This is a genomic window from Saccharothrix coeruleofusca (assembly GCF_017876325.1).
Lineage (GTDB): Bacteria > Actinomycetota > Actinomycetes > Mycobacteriales > Pseudonocardiaceae > Actinosynnema > Actinosynnema coeruleofuscum.
Genome location: NZ_JAGINV010000001.1, coordinates 3207397 through 3229346, shown reverse-complemented (window position 1 = coordinate 3229346; position 21950 = coordinate 3207397). Strand labels below are relative to the sequence as shown.

The window sequence follows — 21950 nt, the reverse complement described above, 5'->3', positions numbered from 1 at the left end:
CCCCATGCTGACACCGGGCAGGCGGGGGCGCACCTCGGCGGCTCACCAGTCCAGCGCGTCCCCGCCCACCGCGCTGAGCAGCAGCTCCCGCTCCTCGGCGGCCATCATCGGCAGCCTGCCCGCCAGCTCGTCGGGGTCGGCGCACGCGGACTGGACCAGGACCAGGTACTGGCGGGCCAGCCGCTCGACGGTGGCGGCGTCGAACAGCGCGGTCGCGTACTTGAGGGTGGCGGTCACCGACCGCTTGCTCATGTGCAGCTCCAGCGTGAGGTCGAACTGACCGGTCTGCTGCGGCGGCATGTCGACGGCCGCCACCCGCACCCCGGCGTAGTCGAACGGGCCGTGCGCCACGCCCTGGAACAGGCCGTCGAGCAGGGTGTCGTCCGCGCCCGCCGAGTAGGCGGTGACCAGCACCTGGAACAGCGCCGAGCGGCTCGGGTCGTGCGGCACGCCCAGCGCGGGCGGCAGCAGCGCGAACGGGTGGTGCCGGTACGCGGTGCCCTGGCGCAGCTGCCCACCGGTCTGCGCGACCAGCTCCCGGAACGTGGTCCGCGCGCCCACCTCCGGGCGCAGCAGCACCGGGTTGACGAAGAAGCCGACCACCTCGCTCATCCGGCGGTCCTTGGTGGAGGTCGCGCAGCCGAGCAGGAAGTCCGGCTGTCCGCTGTAGCGGTGCAGCAGCACCTCGAACACGGCCACCAGGAACGCGAACGGGGTGACCCGCAGCTCGCGGGCGACGCGCTGGACGTCCGCCACCGCGTCCTCGGGCAGCCGCGCGGACACCGCCGAGCCGACGTAGCGCTGCACCGCGGGACGCGGCCGGTCGGTGGGCAGCTCCAGCGCCACCGGGGCGCCCGCGCAGAACCGCCGCCAGTGCTCGGTCAGCTCGGCCAATCGGGGGGAGGCCAGCAGTTCCCGCTCGGCGGCCACGTGGTCGGCGTAGGTCAGCGCCAGCTCGGGCAGCCGGGCGGGCACCCCGGTGCGCAGCGCCCGGTACTCCTCGAACAGGTCGCGCATGATCACCGTCTGCGAACCCGCGTCGAGCACGACGTGGTGGGCGACCATCACCAGCACGCCGCCCGTGTCGCCCCCCGTGTCGTCGCGGAGCAGCACGAACCGCACCAGCGGCGCCTCGCGCAACCGGAACGGCTCGGCGATGACCGCGCGCACCTGGGCCGCCGGGTCGCGCGCCGGTCTCACCTCCAGCCGCACCACGTCGTCCCCGTGCACCACCCGCTCCGGCTGGCCGGAGACGTCGGAGAACGACGACCTGAGCATGTCGTGCCGCCGCGCGGTGCGCCGCACCGCCTGCTCCAGCGCCCCGGTGTCGACCGGGTCGAGAATGCGCAGCGCGAACGCCACGTTGTACGCGGCGCTCTCCGGCGCCAAGTCGTGCAGGAACCACAGGGCGGCCTGGCCGACGGTGATATTTGTGGGCATCTGGCCAAGGTAGCGGCGGGCTCCGGCGGAAACCAACGAACTGCGCCGGATAGAGCCGGAAAATAGAGCCCAAGTGCGTCGATATGGGCTCAGTATTGGAATCGCGACCAAGCTCCCCGGTGCCTGGGTCTCGGCCCCTACCGCCGAGCACGCGCGGCCGCATGGCCGCCATCGCGAAGAGGAGTTCCCGTTCATGACGAACGATGACTTGGCGCGCCCCGTGGCGCTGGTGTCCGGGGGAGCGAGGGGGATAGGTCGAGCGGTCGTGGTCCGGCTCGCGCAGGCGGGCTACGACGTCGGCTTCTGCTACCGCAACGACGTCGCATCGGCCGAGCTGACGGTCAAGGAGGCCGCGCAGTTCGGCGGCCAGGTGCTGGCCGAGCGGGTCGACGTGGCCGACAAGGCCGCCGTCGACGAGCACGTGCAGGACATGGTCGAGCGGCTCGGCAGGCCGGAGGCGGTGGTCAGCTGCGCGGGCGTGGTGCGGGACAAGCCGCTGGCGCTGCTGGACGCCGACGACTGGGACTCGGTGCTGCGGGTCAACCTCGACGGCACCTTCCACTTCTGCCGGGCCGCGCTGCGGCCGATGATCGCCCGCCGGGGCGGCTCGTTCGTCACGGTGTCCTCCGTGGCGGGCGTGGTCGGCAACGCCATGCAGACCAACTACTCCGCCTCCAAGGCGGGCATCATCGGCTTCACCAGGGCGCTGGCCAAGGAAGTCGGCCGCTACCGCCTGCGGGCCAACGCGGTGGCGCCGGGGCTGATCGAGACCGACATGACCGCCGGGCTGGAGGAGTCGACCGCCAAGGGCTATTTGCGGCGCATCCCGCTGCACCGGTTCGGGCGGCCCGCGGAAGTCGCCGACATGGTCACGTTCCTGGTCTCCGAGCAGGCTTCCTACGTCACCGGCCAGGTTTTCCAGGTGGACGGCGGTATCGCGCTGTGAGCGGCCCGAGAACCGATATGGGGCCAGTGTGGGGCGGTGTCGCAGACTTTCCCCCGGCGGCCTCGATGCCGGTCATCGCATTCCACTTCACGAGATTCGGGGAAATCCGGTGAGCGCACTTCGCGGTTCCCGCATCGCGGGCGTGGGCGGCTACCGGCCCGAGCGGGTGGTGGCCAACGCCGAGTTGGCCGCGATGACCAGCGTCAGCGCCCGCTGGATGGAAGAGCGGACCGGCATCAGGCAGCGGCACTACGCCGGGACGGGAGAAACCGTCGTCAGCATGGCGATCGCGGCGGGCACCGCCGCGATCAAAGCGGCCGACCTCGTGCCGGACGACGTGGACCTGGTGGTGCTCGCGACATCCTCGCGCGAGCAACTGGCACCCGCGGGCGCACCACAAGTGGCCAGCGGGCTGGGCACCAGGGGCGCGGCGGCGTTCGACCTGAACGCCGTCTGCGCCGGCTTCACCTTCGGGCTGTCCATGGCGTCCAACGCCGTGCGCACCGGTCAGGCGGAGAACGTGCTGGTGGTGGGCTCGGACAAGCTGTCGCCGATGATCGGCCCCGAGCTGCCGGACACCTTCGCGATCTTCGCCGACGGCGCGGGCGCCGCGGTGGTCTCGGCCGCCGCCACCGAGGACATCGGGCAGGCGGTCTGGGGCAGCGACGGCACCAGGGCCGCGGTCATCGAGTCCAAGCTGCGGCCCGACGGCCGGGTCCGGGCCACCATGGACGGCCCGGTGGTCTACCGGTGGGCCACCGGCGAGATGCCCGCCGTGGCCAAGGCCGCCTGCGCGCGCTACGGGGTGTCCCCCTCGGACATCGCGTGGTTCGTCCCGCACCAGGCCAACCGCCGGATCATCGACACGGTCGCCCGGACGCTGGCGATCCCGCCCGAGCGGGTGGTGCTCGACATCGTCGAGACCGGAAACACCTCCTCGGCCTCCATCCCCCTGGCGCTGACGCGGCTGCGCGACAGCGGCCGCTCGACGCCGGGGGAGCTCGTGCTGCTGCTCGGCTTCGGCTCCGGCCTGAGCCACGCGGGCATGGTCGCCCGCATGTGCTGACCAACACCCGAAGACACCGGAAGGACCCGTTCCGTGGACAACATCCTGCAGGTCACCACCTCCCTGATCAGGGACCTGGTGCCCGATTACGAGGGCGACGTCGCGCTGTCGTCCAACTTCGAGGAGATGGGGGTGGACTCGCTGAGCCGGGTCGACCTCGTGGTGGCGCTGGAGCGCGAGTTCCAGGTGACCATCCCGGACTCCGTGCTGGCCGAGCTGCGCACGGTCGGTGACCTCGCGTCCTTCGTGGACGGAGCCAGGGCCGCGGGCAGCGCCGCGCAATGACGGACCTGCTGGCTGCCGTCCGGACCCCGGCGCCGGGCGACCAGGTGGCCTCGCTGCCCGGTCTGACCTCGGTGGCCGGGGGCGCCGGGAACACCGTGGGCGGTGTGCTGAGCACCGTCGCCAACACCCCGCTGGTCGAGCTGACGCGCATCGCGCCCGGCCTGGACGCCAGGGTCTTCGCCAAGCTGGAGCAGTTCAACCCCGGCGGCAGCATCAAGGACCGCTCGGCGCTGAGCATGGTGCGCGGTCGGGTGGACAGCGGCGAGCTGGTGCCGGGCCGGTCGGTGGTCGTGGAGTCCAGCTCCGGCAACCTCGCCGTGGGCATGGCCCAGGTCTGCCGCTACTACGGGCTGCGGTTCGTGTGCGTGGTCGACGCCAAGACCAACCGGCAGACGCTGTCCATCCTGCGGGCCTACGGCGCGGAGGTGGACGTGGTCGCCGAACCCGACCCGCGCACCGGCGAGTTCCTGCCCAGCAGGCTGGCCAGGGTGCGTGAGCTGGTGGCGGCCATCCCGCACGCGTGCTGGCCCAACCAGTACGCCAACCCGCTCAACCCCAAGGCGCACGAGCAGACCATGCACGAGATCGCCAACGCGATGGACGGGCGGGTCGACTACCTGTTCTGCTCGGTGGGCTCGTTCGGGACGCTGCGCGGCTGCGCGCAGTACGTGGCCGACCACGGCCTGCGGACCAGCATCGTCGGTGTCGACGCGGTCGGCAGCGTCATCTTCGACGGGCAGGCGCCCGCGCCGCGCCACATCCCCGGCCACGGCGCCTCGCTGCGGCCCCCGCTCTACGACGCCGGGGCCGCCGACCACGTGGTGCACGTGTCCGACGTGGAGTGCGTGGCCGCCTGCCGCAGGCTCGTGGCCACCGAGGCGATCCTCGCGGGCGGCTCGTCCGGGGCGACGGTGTCGGCGCTGGAGAAGTTCGCCGACCGCATCCCGCCGGGGGCGCGCTGCGCGCTGATCTTCCCCGACACCGGCGACCGCTACCTGGACACCATCTACTGCGACTCCTGGGTGGCGGAGCGCTTCGGCGCGGTACCCGCAACGGAGGTCCACCCGTGTTGATCCTGGGGCACGACGAGGTCGCGGAAGTCCTGCGCGACCGCGAGAAAGACCTGGTCGAACTGGTCCGCACCGCCTACGAGCTGCACGACGAGGGCCGCTCGGCGGTACCGCACTCCACGTTCCTGCGCTTCCCCGGCGATACCCGCAACCGGATCATCGGCCTGCCCGCCTTCCTCGGCGGCGACCAGCCTGCCGCGGGCATGAAGTGGATCAGCTCGTTCCCGGCCAACGTCGAGGCGGGGCTGGCCCGCGCCAGCTCGGTGGTCGTGCTCAACGAGCTGACCACCGGCAGGCCGGTGGCGCTGCTGGAGGGCTCGCTGATCTCCGCCAAGCGCACCGCCGCGAGCGCCGCGCTGGCCGCGCGGGAGTTCACCGAGCCCGGCACCGGGGGCGTGGGCCTGATCGGCTGCGGGCCGATCAACTTCGAGGTGCTGCGGTTCCTGCGGGCGGTCCTGCCGTCGCTGGCCGAGGTCACCGCGTTCGACCTGTCCCCGGACCGGGCCGCCGCGTTCGCCCGCCGGGCCGCCGACGAGCTGGACCTGCCGGTGGCGGTGGTCGACGACGCGCACCGGGCGGTGGGCGCGCACCCGCTGGTGTCGCTGGCCACCACCGCGAGCACCCCGCACCTGGACCTGCGCGCCGCGCGACCGGGCGCGGTCGTGCTGCACGTGTCGCTGCGCGACCTGACCGTCGAGGCGGTGCTGGCCGCGCAGAACGTGGTCGACGACGCCGACCACGTGTGCCGGGAGCGCACCTCGCCGCACCTGGCCGAGCAGCGCACCGGCGGCCGGGCGTTCATCGACGCACCCATCGGCGGGGTGCTGCGCGGCCGCGTGCGGTTCACCCGAGACCCGGCCCGGCCGCTGGTCTACTCGCCGTTCGGGCTGGGCGCGCTGGACATGGCCGTGGCCCGGCTGGTGCGCGACGAGGCGGCGCACCGGGGGCTGGGCACCACCGTCGAGGGCTTCCTGCCCCGACCCACCACCTGAGAGGAACACCATGAGCGAGCAGCACGACCAGGAGACCTACCTCGTCGTCCTCAACGACGAGGAGCAGTACTCGATCTGGTGGGCGGACCGACCGCTGCCCGCGGGCTGGCGCGGCGACGGCCACTCCGGCACCAAGCAGGAGTGCCTGGACCACATCGCGCGGGTGTGGACCGACATGCGGCCCGCCGGTCTGCGCCGCCGCATGGCCGCCGCCGAGTCCTGACCCGGCCCGCCGCCGGACACCGCGCCGAACCCGCGCCCGACCGCGCGCTCGACTCCGCGACCGACCGCGTCCGCCGGAGCACACCACTGAGGGGAACCCATGATTGCCAAACAACCGGGGAGCGTGCTCGGGCCGCTGCCGGACCTGGTCGGCGCGCAGGCCGCCCGCACACCCGACGCCGTCGCGGTGCTCGCGGAGCGCGGCGCGCTGACCTACCGCGAGCTCATCGGCCGCGCCGACCGGCTGGCGCGGGTGCTGCGGGAACGCGGGCACGGGCCGGAGAGCGTGGTCGGCGTGTGCCTGGAGCGCGGGCCGGAGCTGGCGGTGGCGCTGCTGGGCGCGTGGCGGGCGGGCGCGGCATACCTGCCGGTGGAACCCGCGCACCCGGTCACCCGGTTGGCCTGGACCCTCTCCGACTCCGGCGCGCGGACCGTGCTGACCCAGCCGTCGCTGGCGGACAAGGTGCGGGAGGCGGGCGGCGAGCCGCTGCTGCTGGACGGGCTCGGCGACGACGACGGGGACTGGCGGGGCGTGCGGGTGCGGTCCGACCAGGCCGCCTACGTCAGCTACACCTCGGGCTCGACCGGTCGCCCCAAGGGGGTGGTGATCACCCACGGCGGCATCGCCAACCGGGTGTCCTGGACGGTGCGCACGCACGGCCTGGCCGAGACCGACCGGGTCGTGCACAAGACGTCGATGGCATTCGACGCCGCCTGCTGGGAGGTGTTCGCGCCGCTGATCAGCGGCGGGACCGTGGTGATGGCGCCGACCGGGGCCGAGCGCGACCCCGCGCTGCTGACCCGCACCATCGCCGAGTACCGGGTCACCGTGCTCCAGGTGGTGCCCACGGTGCTGCGTGCGCTGGTGGACGACCCCGGCTGGCGGGACTGCGGTTCGCTGCGGCTGCTGTTCTCCGCGGGCGAGCCGCTGCACGCCGAGCTGTGCCAGCGGGCGCTGGCGGCGGTGCGACCGGCCATCTGGAACACCTACGGGCCCACCGAGTGCTCCATCGACATCACCGCCCACGAGTTCGACCCCGACCAGCACAGCGGCCCGGTGCCCATCGGCCGGGCCATCGACCACGGCCGGGTGCTGGTGCTGGACCGGCACGGCGAGCCCGCGCCGGTGGGCGTGCCGGGCGAGCTGCACCTGGGCGGGGTGGGGTTGGCCCGCGGCTACCTGGGCAGGCCGGACCTGACCGCGGAGCGGTTCGTGCCCGACCCGTTCGGCAGGCCGGGCGCGCGGCTGTACCGCACCGGCGACCTGGGCAGGCTGCGCGAGGACGGCACCCTGGACTACCTGGGCCGGTCCGACCACCAGGTCAAGGTCAACGGCGTGCGGATCGAGCCCGCCGAGGTCGAGGCCGCGCTCACCGCGCACCCCGACGTGCGCGCCGCGGTGGTGGTGGTGACCCGCGAACCCAAGCGGCTGGCCGCCTACGTGGTCGCCGACCGGGAGATCGACGCGGCCGAGCACCGGGAGTTCCTGCGCGCCCGGCTGCCCGAGGCGCTGGTGCCCGCGGTGTTCGTGGCGCTGCCCGAGCTGCCGACGACCACCAGCGGCAAGGTCGACCGGACCGCGCTGCCCGACGTGGACGCCACGGCGCGCGCCGCGCGGCCCGAGCACGAGGAACCCGCGGACGACACCGAGCGCGCGGTCGCCGGGGTGTGGCGTTCGGTGCTCGGCGTGGAGCGCGTCGGCGCCCACGACGACTTCTTCCAGCTCGGCGGCACCTCGATCCTGCTGACCGGGCTGGCCAACCGGCTGCGCGACACCACCGGCGCGGACGTGCGGCTGGCCGACCTGTTCGTCACCCCCACGGTGCGCGAGCAGGCCAGGCTGGTGGCCGCGGGCCGCGCGGCGGACGCGCCGATCGTGCCGGAGGCGGAGGCCACCAGCGCGCCGCTGTCCACCGGTCAGACCCGGCTGTGGTTCCTCGACCGGTTGCGGCCGGGCAGCCTGGAGTGGGTCACCCCGGTGTTCCTGCGGATTGCCCGCGAGGTCGGCGAGGACGCCGTGGCCGCGGCGCTGAACGCCCTGGAGACCCGCCACGACGTGCTGCGCACCACCTACGCCGCGGTGGCGGGCAGGCCGGTGCAGCGGATCAACCCGCCGGGCAAGGTCGAGCTGACCGTGGTCGACGGGGACGCCGATGGCCGGTTCGACTACGTGGAGGCGGAGCTGGCCAGGGGTTTCGACCTGGCCGACGGCCCGGTCTGGCGGGCGCTGCTGACCCCGGTGTCCGACACCGAGTCGCTGCTGCTGCTGACCATCCACCACATCGCCTGCGACGGCTGGTCGTCGGTGGTGCTGGAGCGCGAGCTGCGCGAGCTGCTGGCCGCCCAGCGGGCGGGGCGCGAGCCGAACCTGCCGCCGCTGGCCGTGCGGTACGCCGACTACGCGGTCTGGCAGCGGCGGCACCTGTCCGGCGATCGGGTGGAGCGCGACCTGGCGCACTGGCGCGGCGTGCTGGCGGACCTGGCCCCGCTGGAGCTGCCCACGGACCGGCCCCGGCCGGTGGAGCGGGACGCCCGCGGCGGCCTGGTGGCCCTGGACGTGCCGCCCGACCTGGCCGAGCGGGTGGTCGAGCTGGGCCGGGGCCAGGGCGCGACCCCGTTCATGACCTTCCTGACCTGCTACGCGGTGCTGCTGGCGCGTTACACCGGCCAGTCCGACGTGGCGGTGGGCAGCCCGGTGGCGGGCCGCGACCGGCCCGAGGTGGCCGACCTGGTCGGGTTCTTCCTCAACAACGTGGTGCTGCGCTGCGACCTGGACGGCGACCCCACCTTCGAGCAGGCGCTGCGGCGCGTGCGGGAGGTCTGCCGGGAGGCGTTCGCGCACCAGGAGGCGCCGTTCGACCGCGTGGTCGACGCGCTGGAGGTGCGCCGGGACCTGTCCCGCACGCCGCTGTACCAGGTGGCCTTCGACTTCCACGAGGAGGGCGCGACCGGCACCGCCGACCACACCGCCGACGTGGACTCCTTCGCCGAGGCGTGGGCGGTGGCCAAGACCGACCTGACCGTGCTGGCGCACCGGCGCCGCGACGGCGGTGTCACCGCCTACCTGGAGTTCGCCGCCGCACTGTTCGACCGGTCCACGGTCGAGCGGTTCGGCGAGCACTTCCTGGGCCTGCTGCGCGCGGTCGCGGCCGAGCCGACCGCGCGGCTGTCGGCGCTGGAGTTCGTCGGTCCGGGGGAGCGGGCGCTGCTGCTCCACGGCGGCGAGGGCGAGCGGTTCGCGGTCGACCGCGGCCTGCACGCGATGTTCGCCGAGCGCGTGGCCATGTCACCGGACGCGCCCGCGGTGGTGTTCGGCGACGAGGTGCTGACCTACCGCCAGCTCAACGCGCGGGCCAACCAGCTGGCCCGATACCTGGTGTCGATGGGCGTGCGGCCGGGCTCGCTGGTCGGCGTGTGCCTGACGCGATCGGCGAACCTGGTGGTGGCGCTGCTCGGCGTGCTCAAGGCGGGCGGGGCGTACCTGCCGCTGGACCCGGCGGTGCCCGCCGAGCGCCTGCGGTTCATGGCCGAGGACGCGGCCGTGCCGGTCGTGCTGGGCGAGCTGTCGGTCGAGCCGCTGGTGTCGGAGTTCTTCGACGGCGCGCAGGTCCTGCTCGACGACGTGCTCCAGGCCGCGGCCATCGACGGCTACCCGACCAGCGACATCGACGCGGGCACCGGTCCGGACGACCTGATCTACATGATCTACACGTCGGGTTCGACCGGACGCCCCAAGGGTGTTTACCTGACCCACCGCAACGTGGCTCGGCTGTTCCACAGCTGCCAGGGCGACTATGCCTTCGGGCGGTCGGACGTGCTGACGCTGTTCCACTCCTACGCCTTCGACATGTCGGTGTGGGAGCTGTGGGGCGCGCTGCTGTACGGCGGCAAGCTGGTGGTGGTGCCGCAGTCGGTGACGCGGTCGCCGGACGAGTTCCTGGACCTGCTGGTGGAGCACCGGGTGACGGTGCTCAACCAGACGCCTTCGGCGTTCAAGGGCCTGGTGGACCTGGCGTCCACCGACGACCCGAGGCTGGCGGACCTGGCGCTGCGCGCGGTCACGTTCGGCGGGGAGAAGCTGGAGATGGCCGAGTTGCGGCCGTGGGTGGACCGGTTCGGTACCGCGGCGCCGAAGCTGGTGAACATGTACGGCATCACCGAGACGACCGTGCACTCCACCTACCACGAGGTGTCCGATGTGGACGTTGCCGACGGCTGGCTGAACCCGATCGGAACACCGTTGTCCGACCTGCGCATCCACTTGTTGGACCGGCACGGCCGGTTGGTTCCGGTGGGTGTGCCGGGGGAGATCCACGTGGGTGGTCCGGGTGTGGCGGTGGGGTACTGGAACCGGCCCGCGCTCACGGCGGAGCGGTTCGTGCCCGATCCGTTCGGCGGTGAGCCGGGAGCGCGCTTGTACCGCAGCGGTGACCTCGCCAGGCGTCGGGCCGACGGGAGCCTGGAGTTCCTGGGCCGCATCGACGACCAGATCAAGCTGCGCGGCTACCGGATCGAACTGGGCGAGATCCAACTGCTGCTGGTCGGGCACACGGGTGTCAACGACGCCGCGGTGCTGCTGCGCGAGGACGTGCCGGGCGACCGGCGCATCGTCGGCTACGTGGTGCCCGAGCCCGGAATCGAGCTGTCGCCGCGCGAGCTGCGCGAGCACCTGCTGACGGCCCTGCCCGAGTACATGGTGCCCTCCGCCGTCGTGGTGCTCGACCGGATGCCGTTGACCAACAACGGCAAGCTCGACAAGCGCGCCCTGCCCGCGCCCACCGACGACGCGCTGGCCAAGGCCGACTACACCGCGCCGAGCGGTGCGGCGCAGGAGCGCCTCGCGGCGCTGTTCGCCGACCTGCTGGGCGTGCCGGAGGTCGGCGCGCACGACAGCTTCTTCGACCTCGGCGGCAACTCGATCCTGGCGGTGCGGCTCACCTCGCTGGTGGAGGAGGAGTTCGACCTCGACTTCACCGTCCGGCAGGTGTTCGAGCACGCCACCGTGGCCAGGCTCGCCGAGGCCGTGGAGGCCGCGATCCGGGCCGAGGTCGCCCGGCTGTCCGAGGCCGAGGTCCGCACGCATTCGTTGGAGAGCAGGGGGTACACGTCGTGACGACGAGCGAGATCGGGACCGCGGTCGAGGCCGACCGCGAGGAGCTGGTCCGGCGCAGGCTGGCGGGCGGGCGGGCGGCCCGCCGCGCGGCCATCGAACCAGCCGACCGGTCCCGGCCGCTGCCGCTGTCCTTCGGCCAGCAGCAGATGTGGTTCCTCACCAGGCTCGACCCCGGCAGCGCGGAGTACCTCATCCCGCTGGCGCTGCGCATCAAGGGCCCGCTGGACGTGGCCGCCCTCGGCCAGTCGTGGCGGCAGGTGCTGGCCCGGCACGAGATCCTGCGCACCCGTTACGAACTGGTCGACGACCTGCCCCGCCAGGTGGTCGACCAGCCCGCCGACGTCGAGCTGCCCGTGGTCGACGTGCACGGCAACCCCGTGGCGGTGCTGGAGCACGTCGAGCGCGAGTCGAGCACCGGGTTCGACCTGGAGCGCGAGTGGCCCGCCAGGGCCAGCCTGGTGCGGGTCTCCGACGACGTGCACGTGCTGGTGGCGGTGTTCCACCACATCGCGTGGGACGCCTGGTCCACCGGCGTGTTCGCGGACGAGCTGCGCGAGGGCTACCGGGCGGCGGTGGCGGGCGGGCGGCCCGCCGACGCGCCCCCGGTCCAGCCACCCGCCGTGCAGTTCGCCGACTACGCCTCGTGGGAGCGCGGCCGCTCCGAGATCGCCCACCGCAGGCACCTGGACTACTGGGTCAAGCAGCTGCACGAACTGGAGCCGGTCGAGCTGCCGCTGGACCGGCCCCGGCCCGCCACCCGCGACTGGCGCGGCGACGTGGTGTCGCTGGAGGTGCCCGCCGAGCTGGCCGACGGCGTCCGGCGGCTGGCCCGCGAGCACAGCGCCACCGAGTACGTGGTGCTGCTGTCGGCGTTCCAGGCGCTGCTGGCGCGCTGGACCGGCAAGACCGACATCCCGGTGGGCACCGTGGTCTCCGGCCGGTTCCGGCCGGAGCTGCAGCGGCTGATCGGCTACGGCGTCAACAGCCTGGTGGTGCGCACCCGCTGGGAGGGCGACACCACCTTCACCGAACTGCTGGCCGACACCCGCACCGCGGTGCACGAGGCGTTCGACCACCAGGAGGTGCCCTTCGCCCGCCTGGTGGACGAGGTCCAGCCGCAGCGCGACATGTCGCGCACGCCGCTGTTCCAGGTCGCCTTCACCGCGCACGAGGCCCAGGACGACCTGTTCTCGCTGCCCGGCCTGGACGTGCAGGCGCTGGAGCTGCCCTCGCAGGTGTCCCGGTTCGACCTGACCGCGCTGGTCAAGCAGCGCCGCGACGGCTCCATGCGGCTGGAGGTGGAGTTCGCCGCGGCGCTGTTCGACCGCGCCACCGTCGAGCGGCTGGGCGAGCACTACCTCGGGCTGCTGGGCGCGGTGACCGGCAACCCCGCCGCGCGGCTGTCGGAGCTGGAGTTCGTCGGGCCCGCGGAGCGGGAACTGCTGCTGGACCGCGGTTCCGATCCGGGGTTCGCGGTCGGCCGCGGTGTGCACGCGATGTTCGCCGAGCGCGCCGCGACCACGCCGGACGCGCCCGCCGTCGTCTTCGGCGAGGAGGTGCTGTCCTACCGGGATTTGGACCATCGGGCCAACCGGTTGGCCCGCTACCTGATGTCGGTCGGCGTGCGTCCGGGTTCCTTGGTGGGCGTCTGCCTGCCGCGTTCGGCTGACGTCGTGGTGGCGCTGCTGGGCGTGCTCAAGGCGGGCGCGGCGTACCTGCCGCTGGACCCGGCGGTGCCGGTGGACCGGCTGCGGTTCATGGTCGAGGACGCCGGCGTCTCCGTCGTGGTCACCGACACCTCTTGCGCGGCAACCGTCTCGGAGTTCTCCGACGGCGCACAGGTGGTGCTCGACGCCGCGTCCGCGGAGATCGACGCCCTGCCCTCGTCCGATGTGGACAACGGTTCGGGGCCGGACGACCTGATCTACATGATCTACACGTCGGGTTCGACCGGACGCCCCAAGGGCGTGTGCCTGACCCACCGCAACGTGCTGCGGTTGATGCTGTGCGGGCACCGGCACTACCAGTTCGGCCCGTCGGACGTGTGGCCGCTGTTCCACTCATACGCCTTCGACGTCTCGGTGTGGGAGCTGTGGGGTTCGCTGCTGTACGGCGGCAAGCTGGTGGTGGTGCCGCAGTCGGTGACGCGGTCGCCGGACGAGTTCCTTGATCTGCTGGTGGAGCATCGGGTGACGGTGCTCAACCAGACGCCCTCGGCGTTCAAGGGCCTGGTGGACCTGGCCGCGGCGGACGACGACCGGTTGGCGTCGTTGTGCCTGCGCGCCGTGGTGTTCGCGGGCGAGAAGCTGGAGATGGCCGAGCTGCGGCCGTGGGTGGACCGGTTCGGTACCGCGGCGCCGAAGCTGGTGAACATGTACGGCATCACCGAGACGACCGTGCACTCCACCTACTACGAGGTGACCGACGCCGACGTGGCCAACGGCTGGCTGAACCCCATCGGCAGGCCCCTGGCCGACTTGCGCATCCACTTGTTGGACCGGCACGGCCGGTTGGTTCCGGTGGGTGTGCCGGGGGAGATCCACGTGGGTGGGCCGGGTGTGGCGGTGGGGTACTGGAACCGGCCCGCGCTCACGGCGGAGCGGTTCGTGCCCGATCCGTTCGGCGGTGAGCCGGGAGCGCGGTTGTACCGCAGTGGTGATCTGGCGCGGCGTCGGGCCGACGGGAGCCTGGAGTTCCTGGGCCGCATCGACGACCAGATCAAGCTGCGCGGCTTCCGGATCGAGCTGGGCGAGATCGAGAGCGTGCTGGCGGACGCGGCGGGCGTGCGCGATGCCGCGGTGCTGCTGCGCGAGGACGTGCCGGGCGACCGGCGCATCGTCGGCTACGTGGTGCCCGAGCCCGGAATCGAGCCCGGAGCCGAACCCGCGCCGCGCGAGCTGCGCGAGCACGTGGCGGCCCACCTGCCCGAGTACATGGTGCCCTCGGCGGTGGTCGTGCTGGACCGCTTGCCGTTGACCAACAACGGCAAGCTCGACAAGCGCGCCCTGCCCGCGCCCACCGACGACGCGCTGGCCAAGGCCGACTACGTCGCCCCGGACGGTCCCGCCGAGCAGCGCGTCGCGGCGCTGTTCGCCGACCTGCTGGGCGTGGCGGGCGTCGGCGCGCACGACAGCTTCTTCGACCTCGGCGGCAACTCCATGTCCGCCGTCGCCCTGGTGGGCAGGCTGCGCGCGGCCAACGTGGACGTGACCGTGCGCGACGTGTTCGACCACCGCTCGGTGGCGGGCCTGGCCGCGCTGCTGGAGTCCCGCGAGGAGCTCGCGCACGAGCGCCGCGTGGCGCCGTTCGAGCTGATCACCGCCGAGGACCGGGCCAGGTTGCCGAAGGAGGCGGTCGACGCCTACCCGCTGTCACGGGTGCAGACCGGCATGGTCGTGGAGATGCTGACCTCCGGCGACCTGCTGGCCTACCACAACGTCACCTCCTTCCGCGTCCGCGACGACCGGCCGCTGGACCTGGCGGCGCTGCGCGAGGCGGCGCGGGTGGTCAGCGCGCGGCACGAGGTGCTGCGCACCGGCATCGACCTGGACCGCTACTCCGTGCCGATGCAGTTCGTGGTCGCCGACGCGGCGATGGCCGTGGGCCACCAGGACCTCACCGGCCTGGACGACGAGTCGGTGCACGCCGCGATCCGCGAGTTCACCGCGGTGGAGCGGGCCGAGCCGTTCGACCTGCGCCGTCCGTCGCTGGTGCGGCTGCACGCCCACGAGTGCGACGGCGACGCCTGGTGGCTGACCATCACCGAGTGCCACGCGGTCATCGAGGGCTGGAGCCACCACACCCTGCTGATGGACGTGCTGGACTGCTACCGGCAGCTGCGCGACACCGGCGCGACCGAGCCGGTCGAGCCGCCCGCGCTGCGCTTCGCCGACTTCATCGCGGCCGAGCTGGCGGCGCTGGAGTCGGCCGAGGACCGCGCCCACTGGCAGGCCGTGGTGGACCGGCACCCGAAGTTCGCCCTGCCGACGGGGTGGGGCGAGCCCGATGGCGAGCGCGAGGCGATCTCGCACCCGGTGCCGTTCACCGACCTGGAGCCCCGGCTGCGCGAGCTGGCGGGCAGCGCGGGCGCGTCGATGAAGAGCGTGCTGCTGGCCGCCCACTTCACCGTGCTGGGCCAGCTGACCGACCAGGAGAGCTTCCTCAGCGGGCTGGTGCTGCACGGCAGGCCCGAGGTCGAGGGCGCCGAGCGGGTCTACGGCATGTTCCTCAACAGCCTGCCCTTCAGCCACGACCGCAGCGCAACCACGTGGCGGGACCTGGTGCGCTCGGTGTTCGAGCAGGAAGCCGCGCTGTGGCCGCACCGCCGGTTCCCGATGCCGGTCATCCAGCAGGAGCTGGCCGACGGCGAGCGGCTGCTGGACGTGCGGTTCAGCTACCACGACTTCACCATGGTCGACCGCGGCCTGGTCGACTACGCCGCCAGCGTCGACGACAGCCCGACCGAGTTCCCGCTGGCCGTGCTGGTCCGGCTGGGGCACGTGTTCCTGATGGCCGACAGCAGGCAGCTCAGCCGCGCCAACGTCGAGCGCATCGGCGGCATGTACCGGGCCGTGCTGCTGGCCATGGCCGAGGACGCCGACGGCGACCCGCGCGAGGTCCGGCTGCCCGCCGCCGAGCGCGAGCGGGTGCTGCACCAGCCCACCGCCGACGTGGACGGCTTCACCGGCACCGTGCTGGAGGCGTTCGAGGCCCAGGCGGCCCGCACGCCCGACGCCGTCGCGGTCACCTGCGGCGACGACCGGGTGACCTACGCCGAGTTGGACCGGCGGGCCAACCGGCTGGCCCACCACCTGCGGGCGCAGGGCGTGCGCGCGGAGACCGCGGTCGGCGTGCTGGTCGACCGCGGACCGGACCTGATCACCGCGCTGCTGGCGACCTGGAAGGCGGGCGGGGCCTACGTGCCCGCCGACCCCTCCCAGCCCGCCGACCGGCTGGCCGCGATCCTGGCCGACGCGGGCGCCCCGCTGGTGGTGACCCAGGCCCGCTACAGCGACCGGTTCGCCGTGGACGTGCCGCTGGTGGTGCTCGACACCTTCCGCGCGGTCATCGACACCCGACCGGACACCAAGCCGCCGGTGGTCAACGACCTGGACGCGGCGGCGTACGCCATCTTCACCTCCGGCTCCACCGGGCGCCCCAAGGGCGTGCTGGTCAGCCACCGCGGCCTGGCCAACCACGTGCGCTGGGCGGCGGCCGAGCTGTCCGGTCCCGGCGGCGCGCCGCTGTTCTCCTCGGTGGCCTTCGACCTGGTGGTGCCCAACCTGTACGCGCCGCTGGTGACCGGGGAGCGGGTGGCGTTCCTGCCGCAGGACCTGGACCTGGCCGACCTGGGCGCGCTGCTGGTGGAGGCGGGGCCGTTCGGCTTCATCAAGCTGACCCCCGGCCACCTGGACGTGATCGCCTCGCAGGTGCCGGTGGGCACCGAGCTGGCCGACGTGCTGGTGGTGGCGGGCGAACCGCTCAGCCGCACCACCGTGCGGCGGTGGCGGGAGATCTCCCCGCGCAGCAGGCTGATCAACGAGTACGGCCCCACCGAGGCGTCCGTCGGCACGAGCGTCTTCCCGGTCGTGGCCGAGCCGACGACCGACGTGCTGCCCATCGGCCTCCCGCTGCCGGGCATGTCGATGTACGTGCTCGACGCGCGGATGCACGCCGTGCCGATCGGTGTTCTCGGCGAGCTGTACGTCGGCGGCACCGGCGTGGCGCGCGGCTACGTCGGGCAGCCCGCCATGACCGCGGAGCGGTTCGTGCCCGACCCCTTCGGGGAGGGCAGGCTCTACCGCACCGGTGACCTGGTGCGGCGGCTGCCCGACGGCAACGTGGAGTTCGTCGGCCGGGTGGACGACCAGGTCAAGATCCGCGGCTACCGGGTGGAGCCGGGCGAGGTCCGCGCCGTGCTGGTCGAGCACCCCGCCGTGCAGGACGCGGCGGTCATCGCGCACGGCGGCGCCGACGTCCGGCTGATCGCCTACGTGGTCAGCGACGAGGGGACGCAGGAGCTGTTGCGGCACTGCGGGGAGAAGCTGCCGGAGTACATGGTGCCCTCGCTGGTGGTGCGGGTGCCATCGATTCCCCTGAACGCCAACGGGAAGATCGACCGCCGCGCCCTGCCCGCGCCGGACGGCGCGTCCACTGTGGAGGAATCGGCCGCGCCGCGTTCGGAGCTGGAGGAGCGGATAGCCGAGGTCTGGCGCAAGGTGCTGGACCGGCCGGAAGTGGGCGTGCACGACAACTTCTTCGCCATCGGCGGGCATTCGATTCGTGCTGTGGCGGTGGTGGGTGCGTTGCGTGCGGCGGGTGTGGACGTCGGTGTGCAGGACGTTTTCAAGCACCGCACGATCGCCGCACTGGCCGAGGCCGTCTCCGGCCAGTCGGCGGGCAAGCCGCGTTCGGAGCTGGAGGTGAGGATCGCGGAGGTCTGGCGCAAGGTGCTGGACCGGCCGGATGTCGGCGTGCACGACAACTTCTTCGCCATTGGCGGGCATTCGATTCGTGCTGTGGCGGTGGTGGGTGCGTTGCGTGCGGCGGGTGTGGACGTCGGTGTGCAGGACGTTTTCAAGCACCGCACGATCGCCGCACTGGCCGAGGCCGTCTCCGGCCAGTCCGCTCAGGCGGAGGAGCGCTTCGCGGCCCCGTTCGAGCTGATCTCCGACGCCGACCGCGCCGCGCTGCCCACCGGGCTCGCCGACGCCTACCCGCTGTCGCGGGTGCAGCTGGGCATGGTCGTCGAGATGCTGTCCGACCCCAGCGTGAACCGGTACCACAACTGCACCTCGTTCCGCGTCCACGATGACGAGCCCTTCGCCGCGGACGCCATGCGGGAAGCCGTGCGGATCCTGGTCGACCGGCACGAGGTGCTGCGCACCGCCATCCACCTCCAGGGCTTCTCGGCACCCCTGCAACTGGTGCACGAGCGCGCCGAGATGGCGCTGGAGGTGCACGACGTGCGCCACCTCGACGAGGACGGGCTCGGCCGGACCCTGCGCGAGTTCACCGCGCGGGAGCGGGCCACTCCGTTCGACCTCGTCGCCGCGCCGCTGCAGCGGATCACCGTGCACGTCGACAGCGACCGGAGCTGGTGGCTGTCGGTGACCGTGTGCCACGCGATCACCGAGGGCTGGAGCCAGCGGCTGCTGGTCTCCGAGCTGCTGGAGCACTACCGGGCGCTGCGCGCCGGACGGCGGCCCGACCCGGCGCCGCTGCCGCGCGTGCGCTACGCCGACTTCATCGCCGCCGAGCTGGCCGCGCTGGAGTCGGCGGACACCAACCGCTACTGGAAGTCCGTGGTCACCAGCCGCCCCCGGTTCACCCTGCCCGACGGCTGGGGCGGGCAGGCGGGCCCCGGCTACGTGCTGCCGGTGGCCTTCGGCGACCTGCGTGAGGGCTTGACGCGGCTGGCCGAGGCGGCGGGCGCGTCGCTCAAGAGCGTGCTGCTCGGCGCGCACCTGGCGGTGCTGGGCAGGCTGGCCTTCGAGCCCGCGTTCTACACCGGGTACGTGTGCAGCGCCCGCCCCGAGGCCGAGGGCGCCGAGCGGGTGCCCGGCATGTACCTCAACACGGTGCCCTTCCCGCACGACGGGCGCGCGCGCACGTGGCGCGAGCTGGTGCGCGGGGTGTTCGACACGGAGAGCGAGCTGTGGGCGCACCGCGCCCTGCCCATGCCCGCCATCGCCGCGCACGCCGGACCCGGCCGGATGCTGGAGGTCATGTTCAGCTACCGGGACTTCGACGCCGCGGAGACCGACCTGGCCGACGGCACCGGCGTCGGCGAGGGCGCGGGCGAGGGGGCCAACGAGTTCCCGCTGGCGGTGTCCACCGTGCCCGGTCACCTCGCGCTCACCGCCGACCCGGCTTTCCTGAGCCGGGCCAACGGCGAGCGGCTGGCCCTGATGTACCGAGGGGTGCTGGAGGCGATGGCCGCGGACCCGGACGGCGACCCCGCCGCCGAGCACCCGGCCGACGGCACGAACCCGACCGACGACTGGAACGACACCGCGGTGGAGTGGTGATGGCGAACCGAGTGCTGGACCTGTTCGAGGAGCAGGCGGCGGTCACCCCCGACGCGGTGGCGCTGGTCTTCGACGGCGTGGAGCAGACCTACGCCGAGCTGGACCTGCTGGCCGACCGCTACGCGACCCTGCTGCGCGCGGCGGGCGTGCGCCGCGGTGACGCGGTGGGCCTGCTGCTGGCGCGCGGCCCGGACCTGCCCGCCGCGATGCTGGGCGTGTGGAAGGCGGGCGGCGCGTACGTGCCGCTGACCGCCGCGACCCCCGCCGAGCGGATCGGCCGCGTCCTGGCCACGGCCCAGGCCCGCGCGGTGGTCACCGGCGGTGTGCTGGCCGACCGGCTGGACGGCGTGTTCGACGGCCCTCGCGTGCGGTCGGAGGACCTGGCGGGCGCCGAGCGGGTGCGGGTGCCGGGGGAGCGGGCGGACCTGGCGTACGTGATGTTCACGTCCGGGTCCACCGGCGAGCCCAAGGGCGTGCAGATCTCCCACGGCGCGCTGATCAACCTGCTCAAGTCGATGGGCAGGCTGCTCGACGCCGAGCCCGCGCACGCCTGGCTGGCCTCCACCGCGGTGTCGTTCGACATCTCGGGGCTGGAGCTGCACCTGCCGCTGACCACCGGCGGCCGGGTGGTGCTGGCGGACGAGGAGCAGGCCGCGGACGGCCCCCGGCTGCTGGAGCTGGTGGACAAGCACTCCGCCACCCACGTGCAGGCCACCCCGTCGGGGTGGAAGCTGCTGCTGGCCGCGGGCTTCGCGCGACCGGACGTGGTCGCGCTGGTCGGCGGTGAGGAACTGCCCGCCACGCTGGCCCGGCGGCTGCGGCCCGCGGTCGGCCGCCTGGTCAACGTCTACGGCCCGACCGAGACCACCATCTGGTCCACCAGTTGGCCGGTGCCCGACCCCGTCGAGCACGTGCGCATCGGCAGGCCGATCGCCAACACCCGCCTCTACGTCCTGGACGCGCGGGGCAGGCGGCTGCCGGTCGGCGTGACCGGCGAGCTCTACATCGCGGGCGACGGCGTGGCGCGGGGGTACGCGGGCCGCCCGGCGCTGACCGCCGAGCGGTTCCTGCCCGAACCCTTCGGCCCACGGGCGGGCGGGCGGATGTACCGCACCGGCGACCTGGCCCGGTTCACCGCCGACGGCGGCCTGGAGTTCCTGGGCCGGGCCGACCACCAGGTGAAGGTGCGCGGCCACCGCGTCGAGCTGGGCGAGATCGAGGCCGGGCTGCTCAAGCACCCGGCGGTGGCCGACGCGGTGGTGGTGGCCAGGGACCTCGGCGAGGGCGAGAAGGCGCTCGTCGGGTACGTGGTGCCCGCGGCGGACGCCACCGCCGACCCGGCGGACCTGGCGGCCTTCCTGGGCGAGTCGCTGCCCGCCTACATGGTGCCCTCGGCGTTCGTGTCGCTGCCGGAGTTCCCGCTGAGCACGGCGGGCAAGGTCAACCGCGGCGCGCTGCCCGCGCCCGACCGCGACGCCACCGCGGCGGGCAGGCCCTACCAGGAGCCCGCCACGGCCACCGAGCGGAAGCTGGCCGCGCTGTGGCAGGAGGTGCTCGGCGTGACGCGGATCGGCCGCGACGACCGGTTCTTCGACCTGGGCGGCGACTCCACGCGCGTGGTGAAATTCCTGGCCGTGGCGCAGGAAGCGGGCGTGTCGCTTTCGCTGGCCACGCTCTACCAGCACGACACGATCGCCGAGCTGGGGCGGCAGCTGGACGGCCACACCGCACGGCGCGGCCTGTCGTCGCCGGAGCCGGTGATGGCCGAGCACGGCATCCCGGCGGTCAGCATCGCCGTGATCAACGGTGGCGGGCTCGTCGCCGCGCACACCTACGGCGCCCTCACCCCCGGAGGGGCGCCCACCACACCCGACGCGCTGTTCCAAGTCGGGTCGATCAGCAAGCACGTCACCGCGCTGGCCGTGCTGCGGCTGGTCGGTGAAGGGCGGCTGGACCTGGACACCGACGTCAACGAGTACCTGACGTCGTGGCGGGTTCCCTACGCCCGCGAGGATTCGGAGAGGGTCACCCCCCGGCTGCTGATGGCCAACCTCTCCGGACTGTCGGTGACCTCCAACGAGTCCTTCCCCCGCTCCGCGGAGATGCCGACCGTCCTGGACCTGCTGCAGGGCACACCCCCGGCCGAACCACCGCGCGTGTTCGTCGAGGGAGTCCCCGGACGGGACTTCGTCAAGCACAACACGCACTCCGCGGTGCTGCAGCAGGTCCTGGTCGACGTGGTGGGCGTCGGGTTCGCCGAGCTGATGGCCGAGCTGGTGCTGCGCCCGCTGGGCATGGACAGCAGCAGCTACGACTTCGCCCACCCGGAGACCTCCGGGCTGCCGGTCGCCCTCGGCCACGACGCCGACGGCGCGGTGCTCGACGGCGGCTGGCGCAACCGCTCCACGCAAGCCGCCGCCGGCCTGTGGACCACGGCCTCGGACCTGGCCCGCGTGGCCGTGGAGATCCGCGAGGCGCACCTGGGCGGCTCGCCAAGGGTGTTGACCCGCGAGACGGCGGAGCAGATGCTGACCGTGGCCCACCCCGGCAGCCTGTTCGGGCTGGGCACCTCGGTCGACCCCACCGGGGCCGACCTGGAGTACGGGCACGTCGGCGAGTCACCCGGCTACCGCGCGGTGACGCTGAGCAGGCTGCGGGCGGGCAGCGGCCTGGTCGTGCTGACCAACTCCGACTCCGGCCGCGAGGCGCACAAGTTCGTCGCCACCCACGCCGCGCAGCTCGTCGACGGGCTCGGCGCGGGCCTGACCACCGCGCACGAGTACTGA

10 protein-coding genes are annotated in these 21950 nt (G+C 73.3%); 9 read left to right on the top strand and 1 reads right to left on the bottom strand.

Going from position 1 to position 21950, the window contains the following annotated elements; genetic code table 11:
• Window positions 1-42: 42 nt before the first annotated feature.
• On the bottom strand, window positions 43-1440 hold the full coding sequence (locus tag JOF41_RS14650; protein ID WP_209619540.1) for a condensation domain-containing protein: 1398 nt from the start codon (window positions 1438-1440) through the stop codon (window positions 43-45).
• A 193-nt stretch (window positions 1441-1633) separates the two neighbouring features.
• Between JOF41_RS14650 and fabG the strand changes: the two genes are divergently transcribed.
• From fabG to JOF41_RS14605, 9 genes are all read left to right on the top strand, one after another.
• Window positions 1634-2386, top strand: coding sequence for a 3-oxoacyl-ACP reductase FabG (gene fabG / locus JOF41_RS14645; RefSeq protein WP_209619538.1), 753 nt, complete (start codon window positions 1634-1636; stop codon window positions 2384-2386).
• A 109-nt stretch (window positions 2387-2495) separates the two neighbouring features.
• Window positions 2496-3452: a beta-ketoacyl-ACP synthase 3 gene (locus JOF41_RS14640; protein WP_209619535.1), complete on the top strand. Its 957-nt coding sequence runs from the start codon at window positions 2496-2498 to the stop codon at window positions 3450-3452.
• Window positions 3453-3485: 33 nt separating this feature from the next.
• Window positions 3486-3737: an acyl carrier protein gene (locus JOF41_RS37040; protein ID WP_189227234.1), complete on the top strand. Its 252-nt coding sequence runs from the start codon at window positions 3486-3488 to the stop codon at window positions 3735-3737.
• Entirely contained in the window at window positions 3734-4810 is a 1077-nt protein-coding gene (sbnA, locus tag JOF41_RS14630) for a 2,3-diaminopropionate biosynthesis protein SbnA (RefSeq protein ID WP_209619532.1), read from the top strand. Before JOF41_RS37040 ends, sbnA begins: the two co-directional genes overlap by 4 nt.
• Window positions 4804-5799: a 2,3-diaminopropionate biosynthesis protein SbnB gene (gene sbnB / locus JOF41_RS14625; RefSeq protein ID WP_189227232.1), complete on the top strand. Its 996-nt coding sequence runs from the start codon at window positions 4804-4806 to the stop codon at window positions 5797-5799. The genes sbnA and sbnB overlap by 7 nt, the downstream gene beginning before the upstream one ends.
• Window positions 5800-5809: 10 nt before the next feature.
• A complete protein-coding gene (locus tag JOF41_RS14620; RefSeq protein WP_189227231.1) occupies window positions 5810-6022 on the top strand; it encodes an MbtH family protein in 213 nt (70 codons plus the stop codon).
• Window positions 6023-6121: 99 nt separating this feature from the next.
• Window positions 6122-11134, top strand: coding sequence for a non-ribosomal peptide synthetase (locus JOF41_RS14615; RefSeq protein WP_209619530.1), 5013 nt, complete (start codon window positions 6122-6124; stop codon window positions 11132-11134).
• Window positions 11131-19164, top strand: a complete 8034-nt coding sequence (locus JOF41_RS14610) for a non-ribosomal peptide synthetase (RefSeq protein WP_209619528.1) — start codon at window positions 11131-11133, stop codon at window positions 19162-19164. Before JOF41_RS14615 ends, JOF41_RS14610 begins: the two co-directional genes overlap by 4 nt.
• On the top strand, window positions 19164-21950 hold the full coding sequence (locus JOF41_RS14605) for a non-ribosomal peptide synthetase (RefSeq protein ID WP_209619525.1): 2787 nt from the start codon (window positions 19164-19166) through the stop codon (window positions 21948-21950). Before JOF41_RS14610 ends, JOF41_RS14605 begins: the two co-directional genes overlap by 1 nt.

Bases quoted from the DNA above. Each gene is read 5' to 3' on its own strand.
- JOF41_RS14605 (WP_209619525.1), top strand. From the start codon at position 19,164: ATGGCGAACCGAGTGCTGGACCTGTTCGAGGAGCAGGCGGCGGTCACC.
- JOF41_RS14620 (WP_189227231.1), top strand. From the start codon at position 5,810: ATGAGCGAGCAGCACGACCAGGAGACCTACCTCGTCGTCCTCAACGAC.
- JOF41_RS14615 (WP_209619530.1), top strand. From the start codon at position 6,122: ATGATTGCCAAACAACCGGGGAGCGTGCTCGGGCCGCTGCCGGACCTG.
- fabG (WP_209619538.1), top strand. From the start codon at position 1,634: ATGACGAACGATGACTTGGCGCGCCCCGTGGCGCTGGTGTCCGGGGGA.
- JOF41_RS14650 (WP_209619540.1), bottom strand. From the start codon at position 1,440: ATGCCCACAAATATCACCGTCGGCCAGGCCGCCCTGTGGTTCCTGCAC.
- sbnA (WP_209619532.1), top strand. From the start codon at position 3,734: ATGACGGACCTGCTGGCTGCCGTCCGGACCCCGGCGCCGGGCGACCAG.